The sequence below is a fragment of the Cerasibacillus terrae genome, from assembly GCF_008039555.1.
GTDB lineage: Bacteria > Bacillota > Bacilli > Bacillales > Amphibacillaceae > Cerasibacillus > Cerasibacillus terrae.
This window is the reverse complement of the sequence record NZ_VDUW01000003.1, coordinates 200506-222642: the sequence shown is the minus strand read 5'-3', so window position 1 is coordinate 222642 and position 22137 is coordinate 200506. Positions and strand designations below refer to the sequence as shown.

The window sequence follows — 22137 nt, the reverse complement described above, 5'->3', positions numbered from 1 at the left end:
TTAATGGATATTAGATAATTGTTTGCCTACTATTCTCTCTTTAATATGAACACCACGTTCTGCCATTTTTTTCATATATACATCTCCTGGGACGATTTGTTCTGGTGGATAGACTCCTTTTTTCTCGATATCCCCATTCGCAATCATTTGTGCCACAACAGAAATAGTGTTAGCTGTAGCACGAGCCATTGCTGTTACTTGATTTTCTCTATTTTTAAATGTTGTCATTTCATATTCATATGTCGTAGGTTTCCCTTCTTTTTGTCCAGAGACAACAACACGAAGTAAAACAGCATCATCCTTTTCTCCTAATTCTACAATAGGATCTAATACCTTTAATAACACTTCACGAGGATTAACTTGATCACCACGAAGGTCAATTTCATAATCTTTTCGAGTTAGATTTAAATCGACCAATAACTGAAATTTTTCCGCATGCCCTCTATAACGAATGGTTTTGTATTCCAACGTTTTTAAGTGGGGATAAGATAAAGATAATGTTGAAGTTCCGCCAGACGTATGGAATGCTTCTAGTGGGCCAAATTTTTCAAAGTGAATCGTTTCAATTTCTGATAAAGACGGTACTTCTAATTTCATTCCATTTCGGATTATTAGCGATGGGTCAGTATAGTGGTCAAGTAAGCCTTCCATTGAAAATACGTGATTATATTCTAACGGTGGTTCTGGTTTTACAGGAATTCCACCGACATATAATTTAATGGATTCTGTCTTGTCTAATCTACTTACTCCATATCCTGATAATATATTGATCATACCTGGAGCAACACCTAAATCTGGAATAATGGTGACATTTGCATCTTGTGCTACTTTTTTAAATTCCAATACTTTATCTGTAATATGTCCTATATGCCCCCCCAAATCAACCGAGCTAACACCTACCTTAATCGCTGTCTTCGCTACCACTTCATTAAACGAATAAAACAATGCATTAATAATACAATCAAATTGGCGCATATAATTTGCTAAATCTATTTCATCACTTGCATCCACTTGGTAGGCTGTCAATTTATCAGAATCCAATTGGCTACACACTGCTTCGGCACGTGCTAAATCAATATCGGCTAGACCAACTTCTTTTACACCATCACTCTTTACCAAGTCTCTTGCCGCTTCCTTTCCCATTAACCCTGAACCTAATACACCTATTTTCATCGTATCCACTCCTTCATTTTCTCTTTTTCTCCAATATTTTAAACTACTTTAAAAATGATAGTTTATAATTCCCCACCAAAGTATTTTGATGGGGAATTACTTTCATTCCTCTAATATTTAAGTAAAATAAATTCACTCTTAGTTGATTTTTCGTTTATTTGTTGGAACTTATTCTGTGTCAATTTGGGCGCGCTGTAATTTTCCACTGTAATCAACATAAACTGCCTTCCACTCTGTAAATACATCTAATGCTTGCACACCAGAATCACGGTGCCCGTTCCCTGTTCCTTTTGTTCCACCGAATGGTAGATGAATCTCTGCCCCTGTTGTTCCTGCATTTACATAGACAATTCCCGTATCTAAATCACGTTGAGCTTGAAAAACGCGATTCACATCATTCGTGAAAATGGAGCTAGATAAACCATAGATGACACTATTATTTGTTTCAATGGCTTCCTCAAAACTTTTCACTGGAATAAGTGATACAACAGGGCCAAAAATCTCCTCTTGGGCAATTCGCATATCTATGGTCGCATCTGTAAATAATGTTGGTGCAAAATAATGACCGTTTTTATACTCCCCATCTGTTAGTTCATAGCCACCGGCAAGGAGTTTTGCTCCTTCTTCTTTTCCAATATCAATATATTTCTTAATTTTTTCCATTCCCGCTTTATTAATGATTGGACCAACTTGATTGTCTTCATTCGTCCCATCACCAATCATTAATTTTTCCATTGCAACAAGTAAGCGTTCTTCTAATTTTTCTTTAACAGCTTCATGTACAATTACACGACTACATGCTGTACAGCGCTGACCACTTGTTCCAAATGCACTCCAAATAATTCCCTCTGCAGCTAAATCTAAATCGGCATCATCCATGACAATAACAGCATTCTTCCCACCCATTTCGAGGGATACTTTCTTTAACTCACGACCACATTCTGCTGCAATATTTCTTCCTGTTTCATTGGAACCAGTAAATGAAATTACACGAATGTCTTTATGGTGGACCATTGCATCACCAACTGTTCCACCAGAACCAAAGACAACATTGACAACACCTTTTGGCAAGCCTGCTTCTTCGAAAATCTTCGCTAACTCATAAGCCATAATTGGTGTTTCAGTTGCTGGTTTCCATACAACTGCATTTCCTGCCACAATGGCTGGAAATGACTTCCATGTAGCAATTGCAATTGGGAAATTCCATGGTGTAATAAGTCCAACTACTCCGATTGGTGCTCGAACACTCATCGCAAATTTATTTTGTAATTCTGCTGGTGTTGTCTGACCGAATAATCTTCTTCCCTCACCAGCCATGTAAAAGGCCATATCAATTCCTTCTTGTACTTCACCACGAGCTTCTTCTAGAACTTTTCCATTTTCTAATGTTAGTAGACGTGCTAATCTTTCTTTACGCTTTTTCATTAAATATCCTACTTCGTATAAAATTTCTGCTCGTTTAGGAGCTGGTACAAGTGCCCATTCTTTTTGAGCTTGTTTTGCCGCAGTTACTGCTTGATCAACTGCTTTTCTATCTGATAAAGGAACTTCAAGAATAGTTTCACCTGTTGCTGGATTTTTTACAGGGACTGTCTTACCTTCTACATCCACCCATTCTCCGTTTATATAGTTTGCTAATGTTTTTACATCCAGTAATGCTTGTGTCATTAAAACCCCTCCTATATTTTTAAATATCTATGAATAAACTGTATTTTCATGACAGTTCTTCCTAGGCTTTTGCATCATATTTGGTGAATAAACCATGATTAACGTTGCCTAATATCCTCTATCGTAGAAGTAACCGAAATTTGCTCCTTCTCTGTTAAAATTTCAATCACAGTAATATATCTATGTGTTAAAGCTTTTAGAAATGCAGATTCAAATTGTTCTATCGTATGAACTTGATAGCCATTAGCTCCTAACTCTTTTGCCATACCAGAAAAAGAAACACCCCCTAAATCGGTCGCCATCACCCGGTTAGGATAATGCATTTCTTGATGCATTCGAATCGTTCCATACATTTCATTATTAAATACAAGAGCAATAATTGGAATATCATAGCGAACAGCTGTTTCTAACTCTTGCACAGTCATCATAAAACCACCGTCACCTGAAAGGGAGACAACTGTTTTTTCTGGATAGGCTAATTTTGCTCCTAATGCTGCCGGCATACCATATCCCATTGCACCAGAAGTTGGGCCAACATACGTATGTTTTTCTTTAAATTGATAAAAAGAATGAAGCCACCCTGCGAAATTTCCTGCATCATTTGTAAGTAAGGAATCAGTCGGTAGTTTCTCAACAAGTTTAGCGATAACGTGTTTGTTAATTACATCTGTTTTTGTAACTCTTAATCTACTAACCTTTTCATATACATTTCTTCGATTCCTTGCCCATTCTGTCCACTTATCTTGAATTTTAAGTGAAAAAAGTGCCTTTAATGCTTCTTTTGCATCTGCTAAAATTCCTATTTCTGGGGTGTAGACTTTACCGAGGGTGTCGAAGGAAATATCAATATGGATAAGTTTTTGTTTATTGTCAAATAGACTATAGTCCTGCGTTGTTACTTCAGATAATCTTGTTCCTAAAGCAATAATGAGATCTGCTTCTTTCACTGTTTCTAATATATTGTGATTCACTCCTAAACCAAGATGTCCTACATATAACCTATGATCGTTTGGAAATACATCATGCCTCCTAAAACTTGCCATAACTGGAATAGAATATTTTTCGGCAAAATGAAGTAATTCTAATTCTGCTTGTGCATTTTTAACACCACCGCCAGCAATAATTAAGGGGTGCTCGGTTTGATTTAGTAATTGTTTCACGTGATTTATTTCTGTTTCGGATGGAGCTGGTTTTGGAATATTCATTGCAGGACGAAATATCATTTCTTCTTGTATTGGCAACACGTCTTCTGGTAAAGATACAATAACTGGCCCAGGTCTTCCCGACTTTGCAATTTTAAAAGCACGTTGTACTAATTCAGGCATTCGTTTCGCATCTTTTACTTCAACAGCCCATTTTGTAATAGGGGCAAAATACTTCTCTAAGTCAATCTCCTGGAAACCTTCCCGTCCACGAAACTGACTGTGAACTTGACCTAGGAAAACAACCATTGGTGTGGAGTCTTGATAAGCGGTGTGCACTCCAATCGATAAATTCGTTGCTCCTACTCCCCTTGTCGCAAAGACAACTCCAGGCTTCAAGGTAGATTTTGCATACCCTTCTGCCATAAAAGATGCACCACCTTCATGTCGAGCTGAGATAACTTGAATAAACGTGGCATCATATAAAGCATCCAAGACTGGTAAATAGCTTTCACCTGGGACACAAAACACCTTTTCAATTTCTTCCATTTGAAGACATGTAACAATGGCTTCTGCTGCAGTAATATGAAGTTTCTTTACTTCTTCTACACTTGCTTTCAAATTGGGTCTTCCCCTTTCCTATCAATTGACTTTAGACGACTAATCACTTCATCAAGTCTTGTTGTTGATACAGAGAGTGAAATTCGAATATACCCTTCCCCTAAAGAACCGAATGCAATTCCTGGGGTTACAATAATTCCTATTTTTTCAAGTAATTTTTCTGAAAAAGAGGTAGACGTAAATCCTTGTGGAACTTTTACCCAAAGAAAAATCGTTCCTCTTGGTTTTTCCACATGAAATCCCATACCTGTTAAAGCATCATATAATTTCTCCATTCGCGCTTCGAAAATTTTACAATGGTTTTGTACTTCTTTCAAATCACTTGATAATGCATATGCTGCAGCTTTTTGAGTAGCTAGAAATTGACTACTGTCGATATTGCTTTTCAATGAGGACAGAGCATGAATAATTTCTTCATTTCCTACTACGTAACCTATTCGCCAACCCGTCATATTAAAACTCTTTGATAATGATCCAAATTCTACGGCAAATTCTTTTGCATCTGGAGTTTGTAAAATACTTGGCGATTGGTAATTTCCAAAGGTGATTAAATCATAAGCCATATCATTTGCTACGAGAATGTCATTTTCTTTTGCGAATGATACCGTTTTCAAATATGTGGATAAATCTACAGTTGCTGAGGTCGGATTACTTGGATAGTTTAATAGCATGAGTTTTGCTTGTTGTTTTGTAGTTTCACTTAGTTGTGAAAAATTTGGTACATAACCATTGTTTTCGTCAAGGGGTAAGCCAACTATTTTCCCTTCAGCTAAATGTACCGCTGTCCTATAAACTGGGTAGCCAGGATTTGGAATGAGGACAGATTCTCCAGGGTTGATAAGTGCTTGAATGAGATTCGCAATTCCTTCTTTCGAGCCAATTAAAGCAAGAACTTCCTTTTCAGGGTCTAATTTCACCCCATATTTTTTCTCATAAAATAATGCAACTGCTTCACGAAACTCTGTACACCCACTATAAGGAGAATAGCGATGGTTCTCTGGTTTTCTTACTTCTTCTATGAATTTCTCAATAATAAAATCTGGTGTCGGTAAATCAGGTGCACCAATTCCAAGATCAATAACATCTATCCCTTGTTTTTGCTTTTCCTTTTTCTTTTGTTGGAATTTTGCAAATAAATAGGGTGGCAAATGCCTTACCTTTTCCGAAACAACTGTCACCATCATCCCTCATTTCACTATATGAAATATTATTTCAAATATTCAATATTATTATATAGTACATTTTTTATATTTTCAATGGTTTTTTTAATAAACTGATAATTATTTACGGAAATTATTTTCAGTGTGACACTTTCTTCCAAATGCGGAAGTATGCCACGTGAGCTTTATATTTGTTTTGCCTTGCGTTTGAGAGTTCCATCACGGGGTTTCCTATTTATTTTTCAAAACAAAAAACTATCCCCTTTTTTGGAGATAGTTCATTAAATTCTGGAATACGAGATTTTTACGCCTCTGTTTTTTTGTTTTTCATATAACCTAATGCTAGTACAGCAATTGTTAATATGATTGTAAATCCGTAAATTTCAACTGCTTTATCAAGTTCTAGAAATTCAATAACAAATGCATCTTCTGTTATCATTTGACCCGCTGTCCAAGCTAATATTCCTGCTCCAATATAGCCAATCCATGGAAATCGGTTCATAAAACGAACAATGAGTTTTGAGCCAAAAATCATAATCGGGATACTAATCATGACACCAATCACAATTAAACCAACATGTCCTTTCGCTGCCCCTGCTACTGCAACCACATTATCTAAACTCATAACTGCATCTGCCATGATAATCGTCATAATCGCTTTGGCCATAGAACTAGAGGCCTGAATGTTTTTTGATTCGTCTGATTCATCTTCTTCCACAAGTACATGATAAGCAATCCACAATAATAATAATCCACCAATTAAGTGGACATATGGGATTTTTAATAAGTACACAATGATAGCTGCAAAGAGAATTCGTAATAAAACTGCTCCACCTGTCCCAATAAAGATTGCTTTGTTTCGCTGTTTTTCAGGCAATCTTCTTGTTGCCATTGCGATTACGATTGCATTGTCTCCTGAAAGAACAATATCAATTGCAATAATCGTTAATAAAGCGATAATGGATTCTCCAGTAAATTCAATTCCTAGCATGATTGTTGCCACCTTTCTAGAAAATGTTTCTAGATGTTGTCTTTTTAAGCTGTTTTAAAGCGTCCATTAGTTGAAAAATGAAATGAAAGTCTTTCTCCAGGTGTTTCGTTTTCAAATTCAAATCCTAGCCGTCTGTGTAAAAACCTTTATACCTTTAACGAACCACGGAAACCTCTAGAACTATAGTAAGAGGACGCACCGTTATGATATACGAAGACATGTCCAAAGCGATAGTCGCAAAAAAGGGCACCACCAAGTGCTCTAATATCAGGAGGGGTTTGCACCCAACTCGATGTTTTCTTATCGAAATTTTCAAGCTCCTGCAACGCTCGATATTGTTCTTCTGTTAAAAGTTCAATACCCATGGCAGTTGCCATATCTATAGCGTTATTTTCTGGTTTGTGTTTTTTCCTTGACTCCAGAGCTTCACGGTCGTAACAAACACTTCTGCGGCCTTTAGGACTTTCTACTGAACAATCATAAAAAATGTATTCGTCCTTCTTCTTATCATGACCAACAACATCCGGTTCACCGCCAGTTCTTTCCATTTCATTGAGCGACCACAATTTTCCAGTATTAGCTTCCAGCTTTGTTTGCACTTTAACCCATTCAAGGCCTTCATGGCGATTCATGTTTTTCTCAAAACGGGCTTTCAATGTTCTAAGTAATTCTTCACGTTGTTCTAGTGACAACTCTTTTTTATTACTGACTTTATTTTTCTTTGTCATTGTAGTTTTCCCCTTATTGTTTTTACTCATATACAGTAATTATTTAAAAATTGGTCTTTTATGATTCCTTAGTATTTATGAAGTTCCTTTCAACTTGTCTACTTTTTTATCCTTACGGTTAATCGAAACAATTCCGAGAGCTACTAAAGCTAAACCTCCAAAAATAAACATGTTTAATGACTCTCCTTGGATGAACATCGCTGACAAAAGTGCACCAGATACAGGAGTGATAAATTTATATATACTAATTTCTCCTGCTTTATTATATTTTAAAATAGAATACCATAAAGCGAAAGCAACAGCTGAAAGAATAGCAGAATAGATTAGTAATCCCCAGCCTAAAGGTGTAAATACAATAGCATTTTCCTGCATTTGTGGTAATCCCAATAGAAGCATAAGAGTAGAACCAATTGTTAACTGATACCCTGTTAAAGCAAAAGGATGAATCCCTACCGCCATCTCTTTTGCCATTATTGTTCCAATTGCTCCAGTAAGTGCTGCGATAATCATAAAACCTTCCCCCTTGAATTGGAAGGAGAATTGTAATTCTTGGCCCCAATTGGCTACAATAATTCCAGCAAAACCAGCAACTAATCCAATTGTTTTCGCAATATCTAGGCGATCATTTTTATAGAAAAAATGTGCAATAATCACTGTGAAAAATGTACCACTAGATACAAGGATTGCCCCTTGCATTCCAGAGGTATTTGCTAGTCCGTTATAAAAAAAGTAATATTGTAGGGCTGTTTGAATGACACCGAATAAAACAAGAAATCGTACCTGTCGTTTGGTAACTGACAGCGCTTTTCGTTGAAAAATGATTAAACCAACGAGTAGCATTAGTCCTGCTAATAAAAAGCGCATTCCTGCTAAAACAATCTTAGCAATGGTGTCATCCGCTGCCATCTGCATTTCCGTATAACTAATTTTTAATACTGGAAAAGCACTACCCCATAAAATGGAACAAAAGACAGCAATACTAATGACAATCCATTTTGTTGTTAATATTTTTTTCATCTTTATTAACATCTCCTAAATTTTTAAAACTAGTCTCAAAATCATGTTGATATGATGACCTATTTAATGTTCTTCCATTTGAGCAAATGGTAAATCTGTATCTAGTTCCCCATCTATTTGATTCTTGTTGATTGTCTCTCCTTTTAACCAGTTTTCAAAATCAAATATTTCGGGTTGTTTAACCGAACCAAGGGCAAACCCCATCTTTCGTTGTTTTGGAAAATATATCGCTGTATGAATAGTTCCTGACCAATTATGATATTCCTTTGAAAAAACGCCTTTTTCAGGATCATTCAGTAGATGAAATGCCTCCATCGGATGAGTTATTTCTCCTTGATCCTTTTCCATGATTTCCATGCGGCGGTATGAATCATCTAAATGATACCGGTTTTCTTCTGTTAGTAACTCAAAATGGTTTGTGCATAGATTGGACATTCTAACCTTCACTCCGCGTGGCGTTGCTTCTACCACAAATGTTTCACCCTTTTTATCAAATACGGTATAACTGAAGGAATGACGATGCGGAATTTCTTGTAAGAAATGTATCGCATCTTCTACCGTCTCACAATTTTCTAGCACCATTCGACCAATCATATTGCAAACAAATCCTACACCAGGCTTTTTTCGATGCATGAAGTTATATCCCATCACAAGACCCTTCTCATTCATACCATCCATTCTCCCGGTTACCCTTGATGATGGTGCAATTGTTGCCAGTCCACCATCTGTTGGTTGAAATAGAACTAGGCGCCCATCATATGTTTTTGGGTTATAGTCATAATTACGAACGAAATAATCTTTCCCAGTAAAAATCGAACAACCACTTCGTACATAATCCAAACGATAGCCGCTAAAATTTTGTAAGATTTTTTCTATTGGCCATTGCAACGCTTCTTGTAAACCAATTAATTCCTCCCAAATTTGTGGTGCATATGTTTGAAATGCTTGTTTCGTTTCTTTTATATCAATTACAAATCGAGGCTTTCTTTTTCTCCATTCCTTTTCCCGGTTTTTCATCATAATAGAATTTTTAAATTTCTGTCCCTGTCTTTTTCCTAACTCATAATGACTTCCTCTAAACTCTATAATATCACTATATACTTGTTTCATTATGATCCCTCATTTTTCTAAAGTTCATATACAATTTCCCCTATAAGTCTAATGGAATCCACCTATTTTAAAAAGAAATATGTTTATTCACTAATTGTGATTATCCAGTTTCTACCTGGTTTCGTGCATTTATTGGAGAAATAAAAAAGTCCACTCGTTTCTTTGAATGGACTAATTAGATATTTCTTCTATCAGGAGGGAAAGTTCTTCCCAACGATCCATCTTTTCTTCCAATTTTTGTTCGATTGTTCGTTGTTCTTTATAAAGGGATTGTACTTGTTCAATATCACTTCCGGCATCCGCAATTTGTTGTTCAATAGCTTCTACCTTTTCTTCTAAAGAAGTAATGACATCTTCAATTTCATCCCATTCTTTCTTCTCTAGATAACTTAGTTTTTTCTTTTTTGATTGTGGCTTATTAGAAGTTTGTGATTTTATAGGTTTTTCGGTTATTTCCTGTTCTTCTTGACTGACATGATCTGAATAATTTCCATAAAATAAATCAATTTTGCCATTTCCTTTAAAAACAAGTAATTGCTCCACAACTCGATCTAAGAAATACCGATCATGTGATACAGTAATTACTACACCTGGAAAATAGTGTAAATAATCTTCTAACACACTTAATGTTTGAATATCAAGATCATTTGTAGGCTCATCTAAGAACAAGACATTTGGTTCTGTCATTAAAATTTTCAATAAATAAAGTCGGCGCTTTTCTCCACCAGAGAGTGTTCGAATATAGGAATATTGCTGATTTCGTGAAAATAAAAAGCGTTCTAGCATTTGTTCTGCTGTAATGACTTCTCCATCTTTCGTATGAATAATTTCAGCTGTTTCCTTTATATAATCAATCACACGAAGTTCTCCATCAAGTTCTTCTTCGCTTTGGGTATAATAACCAATTTTTACTGTTTTACCAGTTTCTACTTCGCCCGAATCAGGTGCCAGTCGTTTTGCCATGATATTTAGTAAGGTTGTTTTTCCGGAACCATTTGGTCCAATTATTCCAACACGATCACCTGGAATAAATAAATGATGAAAATTGGAAATTACCTGTTTATCGCCAAATGACTTCGTAATGTTCTTTACTTCTAATACTTTCTTACCTAATCGGGCACTTCCGACTTGAAACTCTAATTGTTCTTTTTTCGTTTGAAATGTTTGTTGTTTTAATTCATCTACGCGTTGAATACGTGCTTTTTGTTTCGTTGACCTTGCTCTTGCACCACGTTTTAACCATTGAAGTTCTCTGCGTAATGTATTAGCATGCTTCTGTTCCGCTGCTAATTCTTGCGCTTCTCGTTCTGCCTTTTTCTCTAAAAATGTTTCATAATTCCCGTCATATTGATAAAGCTTGCCATGGTCTAGTTCATATATTCGATTTGTCACGCGATTTAAAAAATACCGATCATGTGTGACAAGTAAGATGGCTCCTTTATACGTTCTCAAATACTTCTCTAACCATTCCACACTATCATGATCTAAATGGTTAGTTGGCTCATCTAAAATTAGTAAATCAGCAGGTTGAATCAAGGATTTTGCGATGGCAACACGTTTTCTTTGTCCACCAGATAAGCTTGATATATTTTTATCAATTTCAGTAATACCTAGTTTACTTAAAATCGTCTTTGCGACGGTATTCGCTTCCCACGCTGCCTCTTTATCCATTTTCTCTTGTGTTTCTAGTAGATTAGCTTGATAATTTTCGTTAGCTGGATCTTGTTCTAATTGATATAATGCTTTTTCATAAGCACGCATGGCTTTCATAATAGTCGAATCCCCATAGTAAATTTGTTCCATAACGGTGAGTGTATCATCTAACTCTGGGTCTTGAGCTAAATATTCTATTTTATACGCTTTTCTATGATGAAATTCTCCAGTTTCTGCAGTATCCTTACCCGCAATGATTTTTAAGAGAGTTGATTTTCCTGTACCATTTACCCCAATAAGGCCAATCCGGTCTGTTGGTTCGATGACAGCGGATATATTGTCAAATAATACTTTATCTCCATATGTTTTGGATATATTTTCAAATGTTAGCATAAGATCTCCTCAATCCTAGGTTTATTTCTCTTGCTTATCTCCTTTATCTTTCTTTGCTTGGCGATCACGGTAAACTTTCTTACCAAATAAAACAATAAGAAATAATAACCAAGATGTCACAGCATAAAAAATAAGTTTACTTGGTTCACCCATTTGGTCAAAGAAAAAAGCCATCCCTGCCCAAATGACACCAACACCTAGAATTTGATAAATGTAAAACTTTAAATCCATTGATTTCTCCTCCTAGCATATATCTCTAGTTTAACGGATACGAGCCTTTTCATCCAAAAAAATCCTATATAATAGATTTACCCTTTTTTATGTAAATCTATTATATAGGAAATGATGAATCTTTGTTGTAAAAACTTGTAATATATTTCTATCTCCACAAAAATATAAAAACTTTCGCCTTTTCATGCGAGAAAACATGTCATTCAACTTGAAAATAACAAAGACTAAGTTCAGATGGGATAAAAACACCAACTGAATTTAGTCTCCTTTATTATTCTACAATTTCTCCTAACAAATGAACCATCTCAATTGCTGCAAGTCCTGCTTCTGCTCCTTTATTCCCTGCTTTTGTTCCTGCTCGTTCGATTGCTTGTTCAATCGTTTCCGTTGTTAAAATACCAAAGATGACCGGTTTACCAGTTGTTAAAGACGCATGTGATACCCCTTTTGCAGCCTCATTACACACATAATCAAAATGCGGTGTTGCCCCACGAATAACCGTACCTAATGTAATGACAGCATCATATTTTGGTTTTTCTGCTAGTTTTTTCGCAATAAGTGGAATTTCAAAAGCACCTGGTACCCAAGCAATATCGATATTTTCTTCTTTTACACCATGTCGTTTTAACGTATCAACCGCTCCATCTAATAATTTCTGTGTTATAAATTCATTAAATCTCCCAACAACAATCGCTACTTTTTGATCTGTTCCTACCATTTTTCCTGCAAATACTTGTCCCATTTTTATCACCTTTACCCTTTCATTTCTAATAAATGTCCAAATCTTTCTTTTTTTGTTTGTAAATAATGAATATTTTCTTGACATATTCCGGTTTCTATCGGAATCCGTTCCACTACTTCAATGCCATAACTTTCGATTAGAGCCATTTTTTCAGGATTATTTGTCATCAGTTTCACCTGTTTTACATCTAGATCCAATAATATTTGTGCTGCGACATGATATTCTCGTAAATCGGGAGCAAACCCTAATTTCTTATTCGCCTCCATCGTGTCGAGTCCTTCATCTTGTAATTTATAGGCACGCAATTTATTTAATAAGCCAATCCCTCTACCTTCCTGCCGTAAATAAACAATGACCCCACTCCCATACGTTTCAATCGACTGCATCGCTTTCTCTAGTTGTGGTCCACAATCACAACGTTTTGAACCGAAGACATCACCTGTTAAACATTCCGAATGCATTCGTACAAGTGGAATTTGCTTTCCAGTTACATCCCCTTTTACCAAGGCAATATGTTCTTTCTCATCTAAATCATTGGAATACCCTGTAATATTGAATTTACCAAATTTAGTTGGTAGGACTGTTTCTACTTCACGTTTTACATGTGTCTCATGGCGTTTTCGATACTCAATTAAATGTTCAATACTAATGAGTTTTATATCCAGAGCTTGCGACATCTTAACTAACTCAGGTAATCTAGCCATTGTTCCGTCATCTTTAATAATTTCACAGATAACTCCTGCTGGAAAAGTACCACTTAAACGGGCTAAGTCAACAGATGCTTCTGTATGACCCGGTCTTGTTAATACTCCATTTTCTTTTGCAATTAGTGGAAAAACATGCCCTGGTCGTTTAAAATCTTTTGCTTTTGTATCTTTTTTTAATAATGCTTGAATCGTAAGGGAGCGTTCATAGGCACTTATCCCTGTTGTTGTATCTTGATGATCAATACTGATTGTAAAAGCTGTTCCCAATGGATCCGAGTTGTTGTAAGTCATTGGTGGAAAATCTAATTTTTCAGCGACATTCTTTGTAATCGATGTACATACCAAACCTTTTCCATGGGTAATCATAAAATTAATCATTTCAGGTGTCGTCTTTTCCGCTAAGGCAACAAGATCTCCTTCATTTTCTCTGTCTTCATCATCCACAACAATAATTGGCTTACCATTTTTTAAATCTGTAAGTGCTTCTTCAATGGTATGAAACATTATCTATTCCTCCTCAATAAAAACCGTTTTCTTGTAGAAATGAAATATCAATACTCTTTCTGTTATCTTGTTGTTCATGATGAAGTAAATGGGCTAGTGATTTAACAAGCACATCACATTCTAAATTCACGATATCCCCATCTTGCTTTTCTCCTAAAACTGTCTCCTTACTTGTGTGAGGAATAAGCGAAATTTGAAAATGATTCTTATCTGTGTGAAAAATGGTTAAACTTGTTCCATCCACAGCAATTGATCCTTTTGGAACAATATACTTCATCCATTCGGGAGCCACTTCAATATGATAATAAATTGCATTTTCCACTGGTGTTTTCTTCGTAATTTTTCCAATCGTATCAACATGCCCAGAGACAAAATGTCCACCAAAACGGCCATTAGCAGCCATTGCTCGTTCTAAATTAACGACAGATCCACTTTTTAATGCTTGTAAGGAAGTTGCTTTTACAGTCTCTGGCATAACATCAACTTGAAAGGTATCAGAATCAAAATGAGTTACTGTTAGACAAATCCCATTTACACTAATGCTATCGCCGATTGTGATATCATCTAATACTTTCGTCGCATGAATTGCTATACTCCATGCTTTCGGAGATGTTTTCTTTATTTCTTTAATTGTCCCAACCTCTTCAACAATTCCCGTAAACATTCGTGTCCTCCTTTTTAACTGCTATTATTTTTAAATCTTTTCCAAGTTGTTCTATTTCAGTAAATTGTAAATTAAATACATCAGCCATTTTTTCAATACCTTCTCCACCAAAGACAGTTGGAGCGTTTCTCCCACCAATTAATTTCGGAGCAATATACATCATTACTTGTTGAAACAGACCCTCTTTTAGAAAACTTCCATGTATTTCTGCTCCACCTTCAACAAATAAACTCGTTATCTCCCGTTCCCCTAATTGGTGTAATATTTCTTTTATATCTATTTTTTCTGATGGTAATTGAATAATGGTTACTTGTTGAAAGTCGGCGAAGTTTTCCATTTGTTCTCTTCTTACTTCTTTTCCTACAAAAATCCATGTTTCTACTTGATTGTCTGTGACAACGGTTGAATCGATTGGTGTTCGTAAATGGGTATCTAAAATAATCCGGATTGGATGTTTACCCGTATCTGGGAATCGTGCTGTTAAACTCGGATTATCTTCCAAAACTGTGTTGATTCCTACTAAAATAGCATCATGTGTTTTTCGTAAATGGTGTACATCTTCACGGGCTTCTTGATTTGTAATCCATTTACTTTCCCCAGTCTTGGTCGCTATTTTTCCATCTAAGCTCATTGCAGCCTTTAACGTAATATAGGGAAGGTTTGTCTTTATATAATGAAAAAAGAATTGATTTAAGAGAACAGCCTTTTCTTCCAATACACCGACTTTAACATCAATACCTGCTTCTATTAATCGTTTTACACCTTGACCATTGACTTTTTCATGTGGATCCAATGTCGCAATCACCACACGCTTCAAGCCATTTGTTATAATTTTTTCTACACATGGTGGCGTTTTCCCGTAATGACTACAAGGCTCAAGTGTCACATACAATGTTGCATCTTTTGCTTTTTCACTAGCCATCTCTAATGCAATCACTTCTGCATGTGCATCACCAGGTTGTAAATGTGCCCCAAGACCAACGACTTTTCCATCTTTCACAACAACCGCACCAACAACAGGATTGGGGCTTGTTTGCCCAAGCGTTTTCTCGGCTAATTGTAAGGCTAATTCCATATACGTTTCATCTATCATTTCTTCACCTCCATTATTTTCTGCATCAAAAAAGCCCCTGAATTAGCTTCAGAGGCATTGGGTTCGAATTTTCGCGGGTATACTCATTTTATTTATAAAGGGTACACAAAATAATACTTTTTGGAATAAGAAAACATACACCAAAAAATAGACTCATTTATTTTCATTTCTATCGAAGTATTAAAAAAGTATATACAAACACAAATCATGTTTATACATAGGAAAAATCGATAGATATCCATTAGTCCCTTATTTCAAATCATATGTATCCGCCAAAATTCCTTCTCCCATCCAGACTTTACTGTCGGCTCTGGAGTTTCACCAGATCCACCGAATGACTTAAAATCACTCGGGTCACGGACTTAGAAGCATCAAGCTTCTTCACCGTCGGTCGGGAATTTCACCCTGCCCCGAAGGAATTACGTATGAATTTATTTATTTTTCATTATTAGTGTAGCACGAAAATGTATAAGATGCAAAATTCACACAGTAAATAACTAAAAACAGGGATATTGCGATAACCATAGAAGAAGTTTCTCTTAAACATCCTAATCTATTGTTCTATTTCTACGTCAAACCAGAAACTATTTTGTTCTTCACCACGAATTAAACCAATATTCCCGCCATGTTGCTCAACTATTTCCTTTGCAATCGCAAGACCAAGTCCGCTTCCACCTGTCTTTCGATTACGTGATGGATCTATCCGATAAAATCGATCAAAGATTCGCTTTTCCGCCTCTTCTGTAATTGGTTGGCTTGGACCTGTTACTGTAACACGATATCGATCTTCAGAAATGACTTTTCCAACTACCATGATTGGCCCACTACCTTGATAATACTGGATAGCATTATCTAATAGATTACTAAGCACTTGCTGAAATCCCTCTTCATTTATGAAAACACTTTGTTTCTCAATAGCTAAATTTAAAGGGATTTTTTCCTGTTTTAAAGACCAATCAAACATACGAATGGTTTGTTCAATCACTTTCTCTACACGTAGGGACTCTTTTTGGATAAAGTTTCGTACATTTACATGATCCCACTCCTTCAATTGCTCCAATTGTTTCAGCATCAATGTCATTCGTTCGGATTCCTTCAGAAGAGAATGATATAAATCTGGATTTCCATCAATCATGCCATTTTCTAGTGCTTTTAAATAACCATTGAGATTAGCTAATGGCGTACGTAATTCATGGGAAATATCCGCAACCATTTTCTTTCGCTCTTTTTCATTGTGTTTCAATTGCAGCACCAGTTCATTAAAATGATTCACTAATTCTCCCACTTCATCATCATTTGTTCCATCGATTGGCTCTGGATATTTCCCCTTTTTCATCTGTTGTGTTGATTCAATTAATTGATGGATGGGATGGATAAGCTTTTTCACAAAATGTAAGTGAAGGATACTACCAAATGTAATAATCACAACACTGAAAATCCATAAATATTGAAATAAAGTAGCATTAAATTGTTTTTGACGCAGTTCACCGAAATTCCCCATGCCCTCTACAAGAAAACATGCTGTATGATATACAGCCCAACTACTTACGGCTATAGCTGTGGCAATAACTAATATATTAATCGCTGAAAGGCGCCAGAGGAATCCCTTTGGAAAAAGACTTTTTTTAGGTTTTCGTCGTGACAAATTTATACCCCATTCCTCGTACCGTTTGGATCCGCATTGGGTTCGTAGGATTTGATTCAATTTTTCGGCGTAATTTTTTTATATGTGCATCAATTGTACGATCAGAAACATCTTGTTCACCATATGGATACATTTCGTTGACCAATTGTTCGCGTGATAACACGATATTCGGATTTTGCATGAAATAATAAAGGAGGTTGAATTCATGCTTTGTTAAGTGAATCGGTTCATCATATAAAAGAACTTCTCCCCGCCGTGGCATGAGACATAATCCATTATGAACTATCTTTTGACAAAATTGCCCTGTCCGACGTAGTACTGCTTCCACATGGGCAACTAACTCTTCTGGGTCAAATGGTTTTGTCATATAATCATCTGCACCCAATTTTAAACCGGTAATTTTATCTTCTATTCGTGCCTTTGCTGAAAGCATAATCACAGAGACATGATCATTTTCCTGCTCTTGTAGCCATTCTAAAAATGCTTCCCCACTTATCTTAGGAAGCATTAGATCAAGGATGATTAAACATGGATGATAGGTTAAAAAAGCTTCTTTAGCCGTCTCTCCATCTGAAGCCTCTACCACATCATACTCATTTTTTTCTAAATAAATCCGCACCAATTGGCGAATCATTGGATCATCTTCTACAATGAGAATCGTTTGTTTGATATAAACCACCTCATCACTATTGTACCTTTAATTGTATATCAAACAAACAGGTTATTGCATCTTTTCAAATTCTTGTACCATCAATTCATAATTAATTGCACCAAATGCTTTGTTATGGATAACTCCATTTGAGTCAATGAGGTATGATGTTGGAATTGGTTGAATTTGATACAAGTATGACACAGACAAATCTTCATCCATCAAAATTCGGAAAGTTATTCCATAATCATCCACAAATTCTGTAACATTCTTTCGACTATCTCTTTCACCCGTTAAATTCACAGCCAAGATAACTACATCTTTATTTTCATGGAATTTCTGCATATCAGGCATCTCTGCACGACAAGGCGGACACCATGTTGCCCAGAAATTTAACATGACACGCTTTCCACGAAAATCAGATAAAGACACTGTTTCTCCATCCAATGTCTCTAATTCAAAATCAGGGGCTATATTTCCTTTTTCTAGCCCTACTTCTACCATTGCCTTGCCATCTTTCTCATTACTATCTTCATCTTTTGTTTCATCTTCCGACTTGCTTGCTTCTGTTGTTTTTTCCTCAGAAGGTGTAGATGTATCATCAGGAGTTGAAGAAGCTTTATCTTTAAATCCAAAATCATATACTGTCCATGCAAGCATGGCAAGAATAATTACTGCCAGAATCCATTTTTTTTTCACTTCATTTTCCCTCCATTAACCTAAATTCATTAACCATGTATCTTCCACAAATTTCAATAGGAATGTAGAAATCTGTGTCATTTGACCAGTAAATAATAGGATCCCCATTACGACCATTAGTCCACCACCGAATTTCATAATTTTTTCACTGTGACGGACAATCCATTTCGTTGAACCAATGAAAAATGCTAGTACTAAGAATGGTACAGCAAATCCCAGTACATATGCCAATGTATAGACTGTTCCTTGTGTTGGGTTTGCTGCTGCAACAACTAGGATGGAAGCGAAAATCGGTCCAATACATGGCGTCCAACCTGCCGCAAATCCCATTCCTACAAAAACTGTTCCCAAATAACCAACAGGCTTTTTCGTAAATTGCATTCTTTTTTCCTTCATAAATGGTTTAATATTAATCCAACCCGCTACAAAGAGCCCCATGACAACAATAAATATACCTGCAAGTCGTTGAATTAATTTCCCAGAATCCCCCATCAATACTCCTTGAATCCATGAGCCGAGAAATGAAATCCCTACACCTAAACCGATGAAAACAGTCGAAACTCCTAACAAAAAGAATATAGAATGAAGCATTAATTTACTACGGATTTTTATTTCTTTTTTCCCTTCTAATTCTTTCACACTCATTCCTGTTATATACGATAAATATGCAGGAAATAAAGGGAGTGTACATGGTGATAAAAATGATAATGCACCTGCACCAAATGCAAGCCAAATTGTTAAATCAGTTGCTGCTGTCAATTAAGACACCTTCCTTTTCTGATAATAAATAAATTGGACTAAAAATAATAGGAACATCAAAAGTAAAAACCATGGTGCCATTAAATAACCGAATAAAGAAACAAATGGTAAAATAAATGCTAACAGCAATTGTCCTAAGCTCCAAACCATCATGAACGATAAGCCAAGTGTTTCTTGCTTGTGTTTCCCATGGAGAAAAATAAATAGTATAAGCAAAATGGCGTAGAACCCTAAATTAACAAAACCAAGATTATTGTCTAGGAAAGCTCCCTGAATAAACTCATAGATAAATATGCTAAATAAAAAGATTGGAACAAATGCTACGAACCATTGATAGTAGTTGAAGTTTTTCTTTTTTATTTTGTAAAAGATATTCACTATGAGAAATAAAACCGCTATGTAAAATGCTTTTGAATTACTTGGATACGCTAAGATTGCTAGTGGATCACTTACAAACACTGGAAAGTTGATAACTATTTTTCCTATCCAAATAAAAATAACAAAATTAATTAAAAGGGAAACAACTTCCTCCAATTGCTTTTTCTTCACTTCTTTTTTTAGTGGGCTGATAATGTAGTAAAACACACATCCTGCTATCAAGCCCGCTACAATTACCCCAATAGAAGCCAGTTTCCAAATTGCTGCTGTCATATCATTTTCCTCCAATTGCTCATATCACTATCTATCATACAAGTTGTTTGTGAAAGTTTGATGAAAGTACTAAAAAAGATGCAATTTTATTTGTAAACCGAAGAATTGTTTGGTGGATTTTTTCAAAAATGGATTCCATCCCCGCATTCAATAGGTTCCTATATATCTTTTTAGATAAAATCTGCATTCATCTTATCATAGGTTCTCTTGATTGGCATTGGATACGATTCTGAAGCATGATTTTGTTTGACACACGCTGATTTTTTGATTATTTTTAGCTTCTAAGGGAATATTAAGATACAAAGGAGTGATTTGATTTGTTAGGTAATATCATACGTGGCATTTTTATAAGTATGTCCATTTTATTCGTAACAACAGCTTGTGTAGCAGGTGATAAGGTGACTAATCCACCTAAGGACTCATCTCTACCTGAAGATGAACAAGGAAAATTAACCAAACAACCTCAAGAGGAAAACGAGAAGAAAACAAAAGATGACAAAGCAACTCCTGAATCCGCTGCAACTCCTTATGCTTTTAAGGAATTCGATTTAGATGTAGACCATGATGGAAAAGAAGATGTTATCGAAGTAGATTATGACCATGAGGAAAATGAAGTGGAATCATCTTATAGTGATCAGCTACAAGATATCAATCTGAAAGGTAAAAAGGCCTTGGAAAAGTTAGATCCTATATTCGCCGATTTCAATATTGATGAAAGTACAGCTGATGATGAGGTTCTGGATTTGGTCATTAAAACCTTCGATATTCCAGATAATGCCAGGATTGAATTATCCATTGAATACACAAATGGAGTGGAAAAGGAATATAGGAGATAGAATGAATGTTTATGGTTCTAGCTTCATGGAAAAGGGACTATGACCACGCAATGAATAAGCCGAACATTAAAGATGTTATGCTCTTATTTTCACTAAATTTGGAGGGAACCGGTAAATCTGGGAACGTTTGGCTCTAATCTTTACCTATTTTGAGGAAAATGGTAAATTTGGGAATGATTACGCTCTAATCTTTACCTATTTTGAGAAAAATGGTAAATCTGGGAACGATTACGCTCTAATCTTTACCTATTTTGAGAAAAATGGTAAATCTGGGAACGATTACGCTCTAATCTTTACCTATTTTGAGAAAAATGGTAAATCTGGGAACGATTATGTACTATTTTTTACCCGTTTTGAGAAGAATTGACATATTAAGAGATGTTTAAGTTCCATTAAAGGAAATAAGTAAAATAGAAATAAAACCGAACGTTCATCGAAAACGTTCGGTTTTATTTATGGATCATATCATTTTGTCTCAGCTTCTTTTTTCTAGAATTTAAAATATGTCTTTTTTTTGATAAAGTAAAACTTCAATCAGTGGGAGTTTTCTTCATCTCCCACTGATTGTTAGTTGAACGAATCGGGCCTTTACTGGCTGTTGATCCTCCACTTATAATTCTTGGGTATCTCGAATTCTTAAAGTGGAGTCTTACAGCCAGTTAATCTGCGATAAATCACCTGCATATTTTTCAACCTTTATTAACATAAAAAATCCCTTTTTCCACACTTGTTTCAATATATCCAATTATCTGCTCTAATGTAAATACTTGCAGAGGTTCGTCTGTATCTTTTTGGCTATTTTCCATATCTTGCTTTAAATGTGGAAGAAAAGCTTTTACATTTTTTGCTGGAACTTCGTCTAAGTCAGGGATGAAAACATGTTCTAATCCGTCTGTTAACTCTAACCCCATTCGATAATATCGTAATAATTTTCCATTTAATAAACGAAAATCGTTATGATAACGTGTAAATACTTGTTTATCATTTTCCATCCGGTTTTTTAACCATGGTAGGTAAAAACCAGTCAACCACAAATCATCAGCAATTAAATGTGTGTAATACCCAAGAAAATATTCGGCTGATTTTGTCATCGTGTATTTACGTAGGAATGTATCATAGGAAATTCTTCGTGTAAAATCGCTATGCACTCCTTCATAAAAATGGGATACCTCTTTTTCATTTGTCGCATCGGGAGCTTTACAAAAATTCTAGGCTCCCCCATTTTACAAGTATCAATTTTTGTTTACTTTATAGTTTTCATCATATAATAAGCGCTCACCGTGAATAATTAGATTGCAGCG

The 22137-nt window shown here is 35.6% G+C and carries 21 protein-coding genes and 1 riboswitch; of the genes, 1 reads left to right on the top strand and 20 read right to left on the bottom strand.

Annotated elements, in window-relative coordinates; all coding sequences use genetic code 11:
* From FHP05_RS06720 to FHP05_RS15315, 19 genes are all read right to left on the bottom strand, one after another.
* Entirely contained in the window at nucleotides 1-1182 is a 1182-nt protein-coding gene (locus tag FHP05_RS06720; protein WP_269144273.1) for a saccharopine dehydrogenase family protein, read from the bottom strand.
* A 159-nt stretch (nucleotides 1183-1341) separates the two neighbouring features.
* On the bottom strand, nucleotides 1342-2841 hold the full coding sequence (locus tag FHP05_RS06715) for an aldehyde dehydrogenase family protein (protein WP_147666473.1): 1500 nt from the start codon (nucleotides 2839-2841) through the stop codon (nucleotides 1342-1344).
* 98 nt (nucleotides 2842-2939) lie between these two features.
* The gene (locus FHP05_RS06710) at nucleotides 2940-4604 is read right to left on the bottom strand and encodes a thiamine pyrophosphate-binding protein (protein WP_269144272.1); all 1665 of its coding nucleotides are present in this window, start codon (nucleotides 4602-4604) and stop codon (nucleotides 2940-2942) included.
* On the bottom strand, nucleotides 4601-5782 hold the full coding sequence (locus FHP05_RS06705; RefSeq protein WP_147666472.1) for an LL-diaminopimelate aminotransferase: 1182 nt from the start codon (nucleotides 5780-5782) through the stop codon (nucleotides 4601-4603). The genes FHP05_RS06710 and FHP05_RS06705 overlap by 4 nt, the downstream gene beginning before the upstream one ends.
* Before the next feature lie 286 nt (nucleotides 5783-6068).
* The gene (locus tag FHP05_RS06700) at nucleotides 6069-6755 is read right to left on the bottom strand and encodes a TerC family protein (RefSeq protein WP_191126275.1); all 687 of its coding nucleotides are present in this window, start codon (nucleotides 6753-6755) and stop codon (nucleotides 6069-6071) included.
* 146 nt (nucleotides 6756-6901) lie between these two features.
* Nucleotides 6902-7483 carry a DUF4256 domain-containing protein gene (locus tag FHP05_RS06695; RefSeq protein ID WP_147666471.1) on the bottom strand — a complete coding sequence of 194 codons (582 nt, stop codon included), beginning with the start codon at nucleotides 7481-7483 and terminating at the stop codon, nucleotides 6902-6904.
* A gap of 75 nt (nucleotides 7484-7558) precedes the next feature.
* Nucleotides 7559-8500, bottom strand: a complete 942-nt coding sequence (locus FHP05_RS06690; protein ID WP_210766927.1) for a DMT family transporter — start codon at nucleotides 8498-8500, stop codon at nucleotides 7559-7561.
* A 63-nt stretch (nucleotides 8501-8563) separates the two neighbouring features.
* On the bottom strand, nucleotides 8564-9610 hold the full coding sequence (locus FHP05_RS06685) for a C45 family autoproteolytic acyltransferase/hydolase (RefSeq protein WP_147666469.1): 1047 nt from the start codon (nucleotides 9608-9610) through the stop codon (nucleotides 8564-8566).
* A gap of 171 nt (nucleotides 9611-9781) precedes the next feature.
* Complete coding sequence (locus tag FHP05_RS06680) at nucleotides 9782-11656, bottom strand: ABC-F family ATP-binding cassette domain-containing protein (protein ID WP_147666468.1); 1875 nt, start codon at nucleotides 11654-11656, stop codon at nucleotides 9782-9784.
* Nucleotides 11657-11677: 21 nt separating this feature from the next.
* Nucleotides 11678-11887, bottom strand: a complete 210-nt coding sequence (locus tag FHP05_RS06675) for a hypothetical protein (protein WP_147666467.1) — start codon at nucleotides 11885-11887, stop codon at nucleotides 11678-11680.
* Nucleotides 11888-12158: 271 nt separating this feature from the next.
* Nucleotides 12159-12629 carry a 6,7-dimethyl-8-ribityllumazine synthase gene (ribH, locus tag FHP05_RS06670; protein ID WP_147666466.1) on the bottom strand — a complete coding sequence of 157 codons (471 nt, stop codon included), beginning with the start codon at nucleotides 12627-12629 and terminating at the stop codon, nucleotides 12159-12161.
* Nucleotides 12630-12640: 11 nt separating this feature from the next.
* Nucleotides 12641-13840 (bottom strand): bifunctional 3,4-dihydroxy-2-butanone-4-phosphate synthase/GTP cyclohydrolase II, encoded by a 1200-nt coding sequence (locus FHP05_RS06665; protein WP_147666465.1) that lies wholly within the window; start codon nucleotides 13838-13840, stop codon nucleotides 12641-12643.
* A 13-nt stretch (nucleotides 13841-13853) separates the two neighbouring features.
* Entirely contained in the window at nucleotides 13854-14504 is a 651-nt protein-coding gene (gene ribE, locus FHP05_RS06660) for a riboflavin synthase (protein WP_147666464.1), read from the bottom strand.
* Nucleotides 14485-15597 carry a bifunctional diaminohydroxyphosphoribosylaminopyrimidine deaminase/5-amino-6-(5-phosphoribosylamino)uracil reductase RibD gene (gene ribD / locus FHP05_RS06655; RefSeq protein ID WP_147666463.1) on the bottom strand — a complete coding sequence of 371 codons (1113 nt, stop codon included), beginning with the start codon at nucleotides 15595-15597 and terminating at the stop codon, nucleotides 14485-14487. Before ribD ends, ribE begins: the two co-directional genes overlap by 20 nt.
* A 275-nt stretch (nucleotides 15598-15872) precedes the next feature.
* Nucleotides 15873-16019: riboswitch (FMN riboswitch) on the bottom strand.
* Nucleotides 16020-16150: 131 nt separating this feature from the next.
* Nucleotides 16151-17242: a sensor histidine kinase gene (locus FHP05_RS06650; protein ID WP_147666462.1), complete on the bottom strand. Its 1092-nt coding sequence runs from the start codon at nucleotides 17240-17242 to the stop codon at nucleotides 16151-16153.
* On the bottom strand, nucleotides 17223-17912 hold the full coding sequence (locus FHP05_RS06645; protein WP_147666558.1) for a response regulator transcription factor: 690 nt from the start codon (nucleotides 17910-17912) through the stop codon (nucleotides 17223-17225). Before FHP05_RS06645 ends, FHP05_RS06650 begins: the two co-directional genes overlap by 20 nt.
* A gap of 51 nt (nucleotides 17913-17963) precedes the next feature.
* Nucleotides 17964-18590, bottom strand: coding sequence for a peroxiredoxin family protein (locus tag FHP05_RS06640; protein WP_230973948.1), 627 nt, complete (start codon nucleotides 18588-18590; stop codon nucleotides 17964-17966).
* Nucleotides 18591-18605: 15 nt separating this feature from the next.
* Nucleotides 18606-19349: a cytochrome c biogenesis CcdA family protein gene (locus FHP05_RS06635; protein ID WP_147666461.1), complete on the bottom strand. Its 744-nt coding sequence runs from the start codon at nucleotides 19347-19349 to the stop codon at nucleotides 18606-18608.
* Nucleotides 19350-20000, bottom strand: coding sequence for a hypothetical protein (locus FHP05_RS15315; protein WP_191126274.1), 651 nt, complete (start codon nucleotides 19998-20000; stop codon nucleotides 19350-19352). It lies immediately after the preceding gene.
* A gap of 317 nt (nucleotides 20001-20317) precedes the next feature.
* On the opposite strand from FHP05_RS15315, the gene FHP05_RS06625 reads away from it, so the two are divergent.
* Nucleotides 20318-20836, top strand: coding sequence for a YusW family protein (locus FHP05_RS06625; RefSeq protein ID WP_147666460.1), 519 nt, complete (start codon nucleotides 20318-20320; stop codon nucleotides 20834-20836).
* A gap of 689 nt (nucleotides 20837-21525) precedes the next feature.
* Here the strand turns inward: FHP05_RS06625 and FHP05_RS06620 are convergent.
* Nucleotides 21526-21984, bottom strand: a complete 459-nt coding sequence (locus FHP05_RS06620) for a hydrolase (protein ID WP_147666459.1) — start codon at nucleotides 21982-21984, stop codon at nucleotides 21526-21528.
* Nucleotides 21985-22137: the final 153 nt, after the last annotated feature.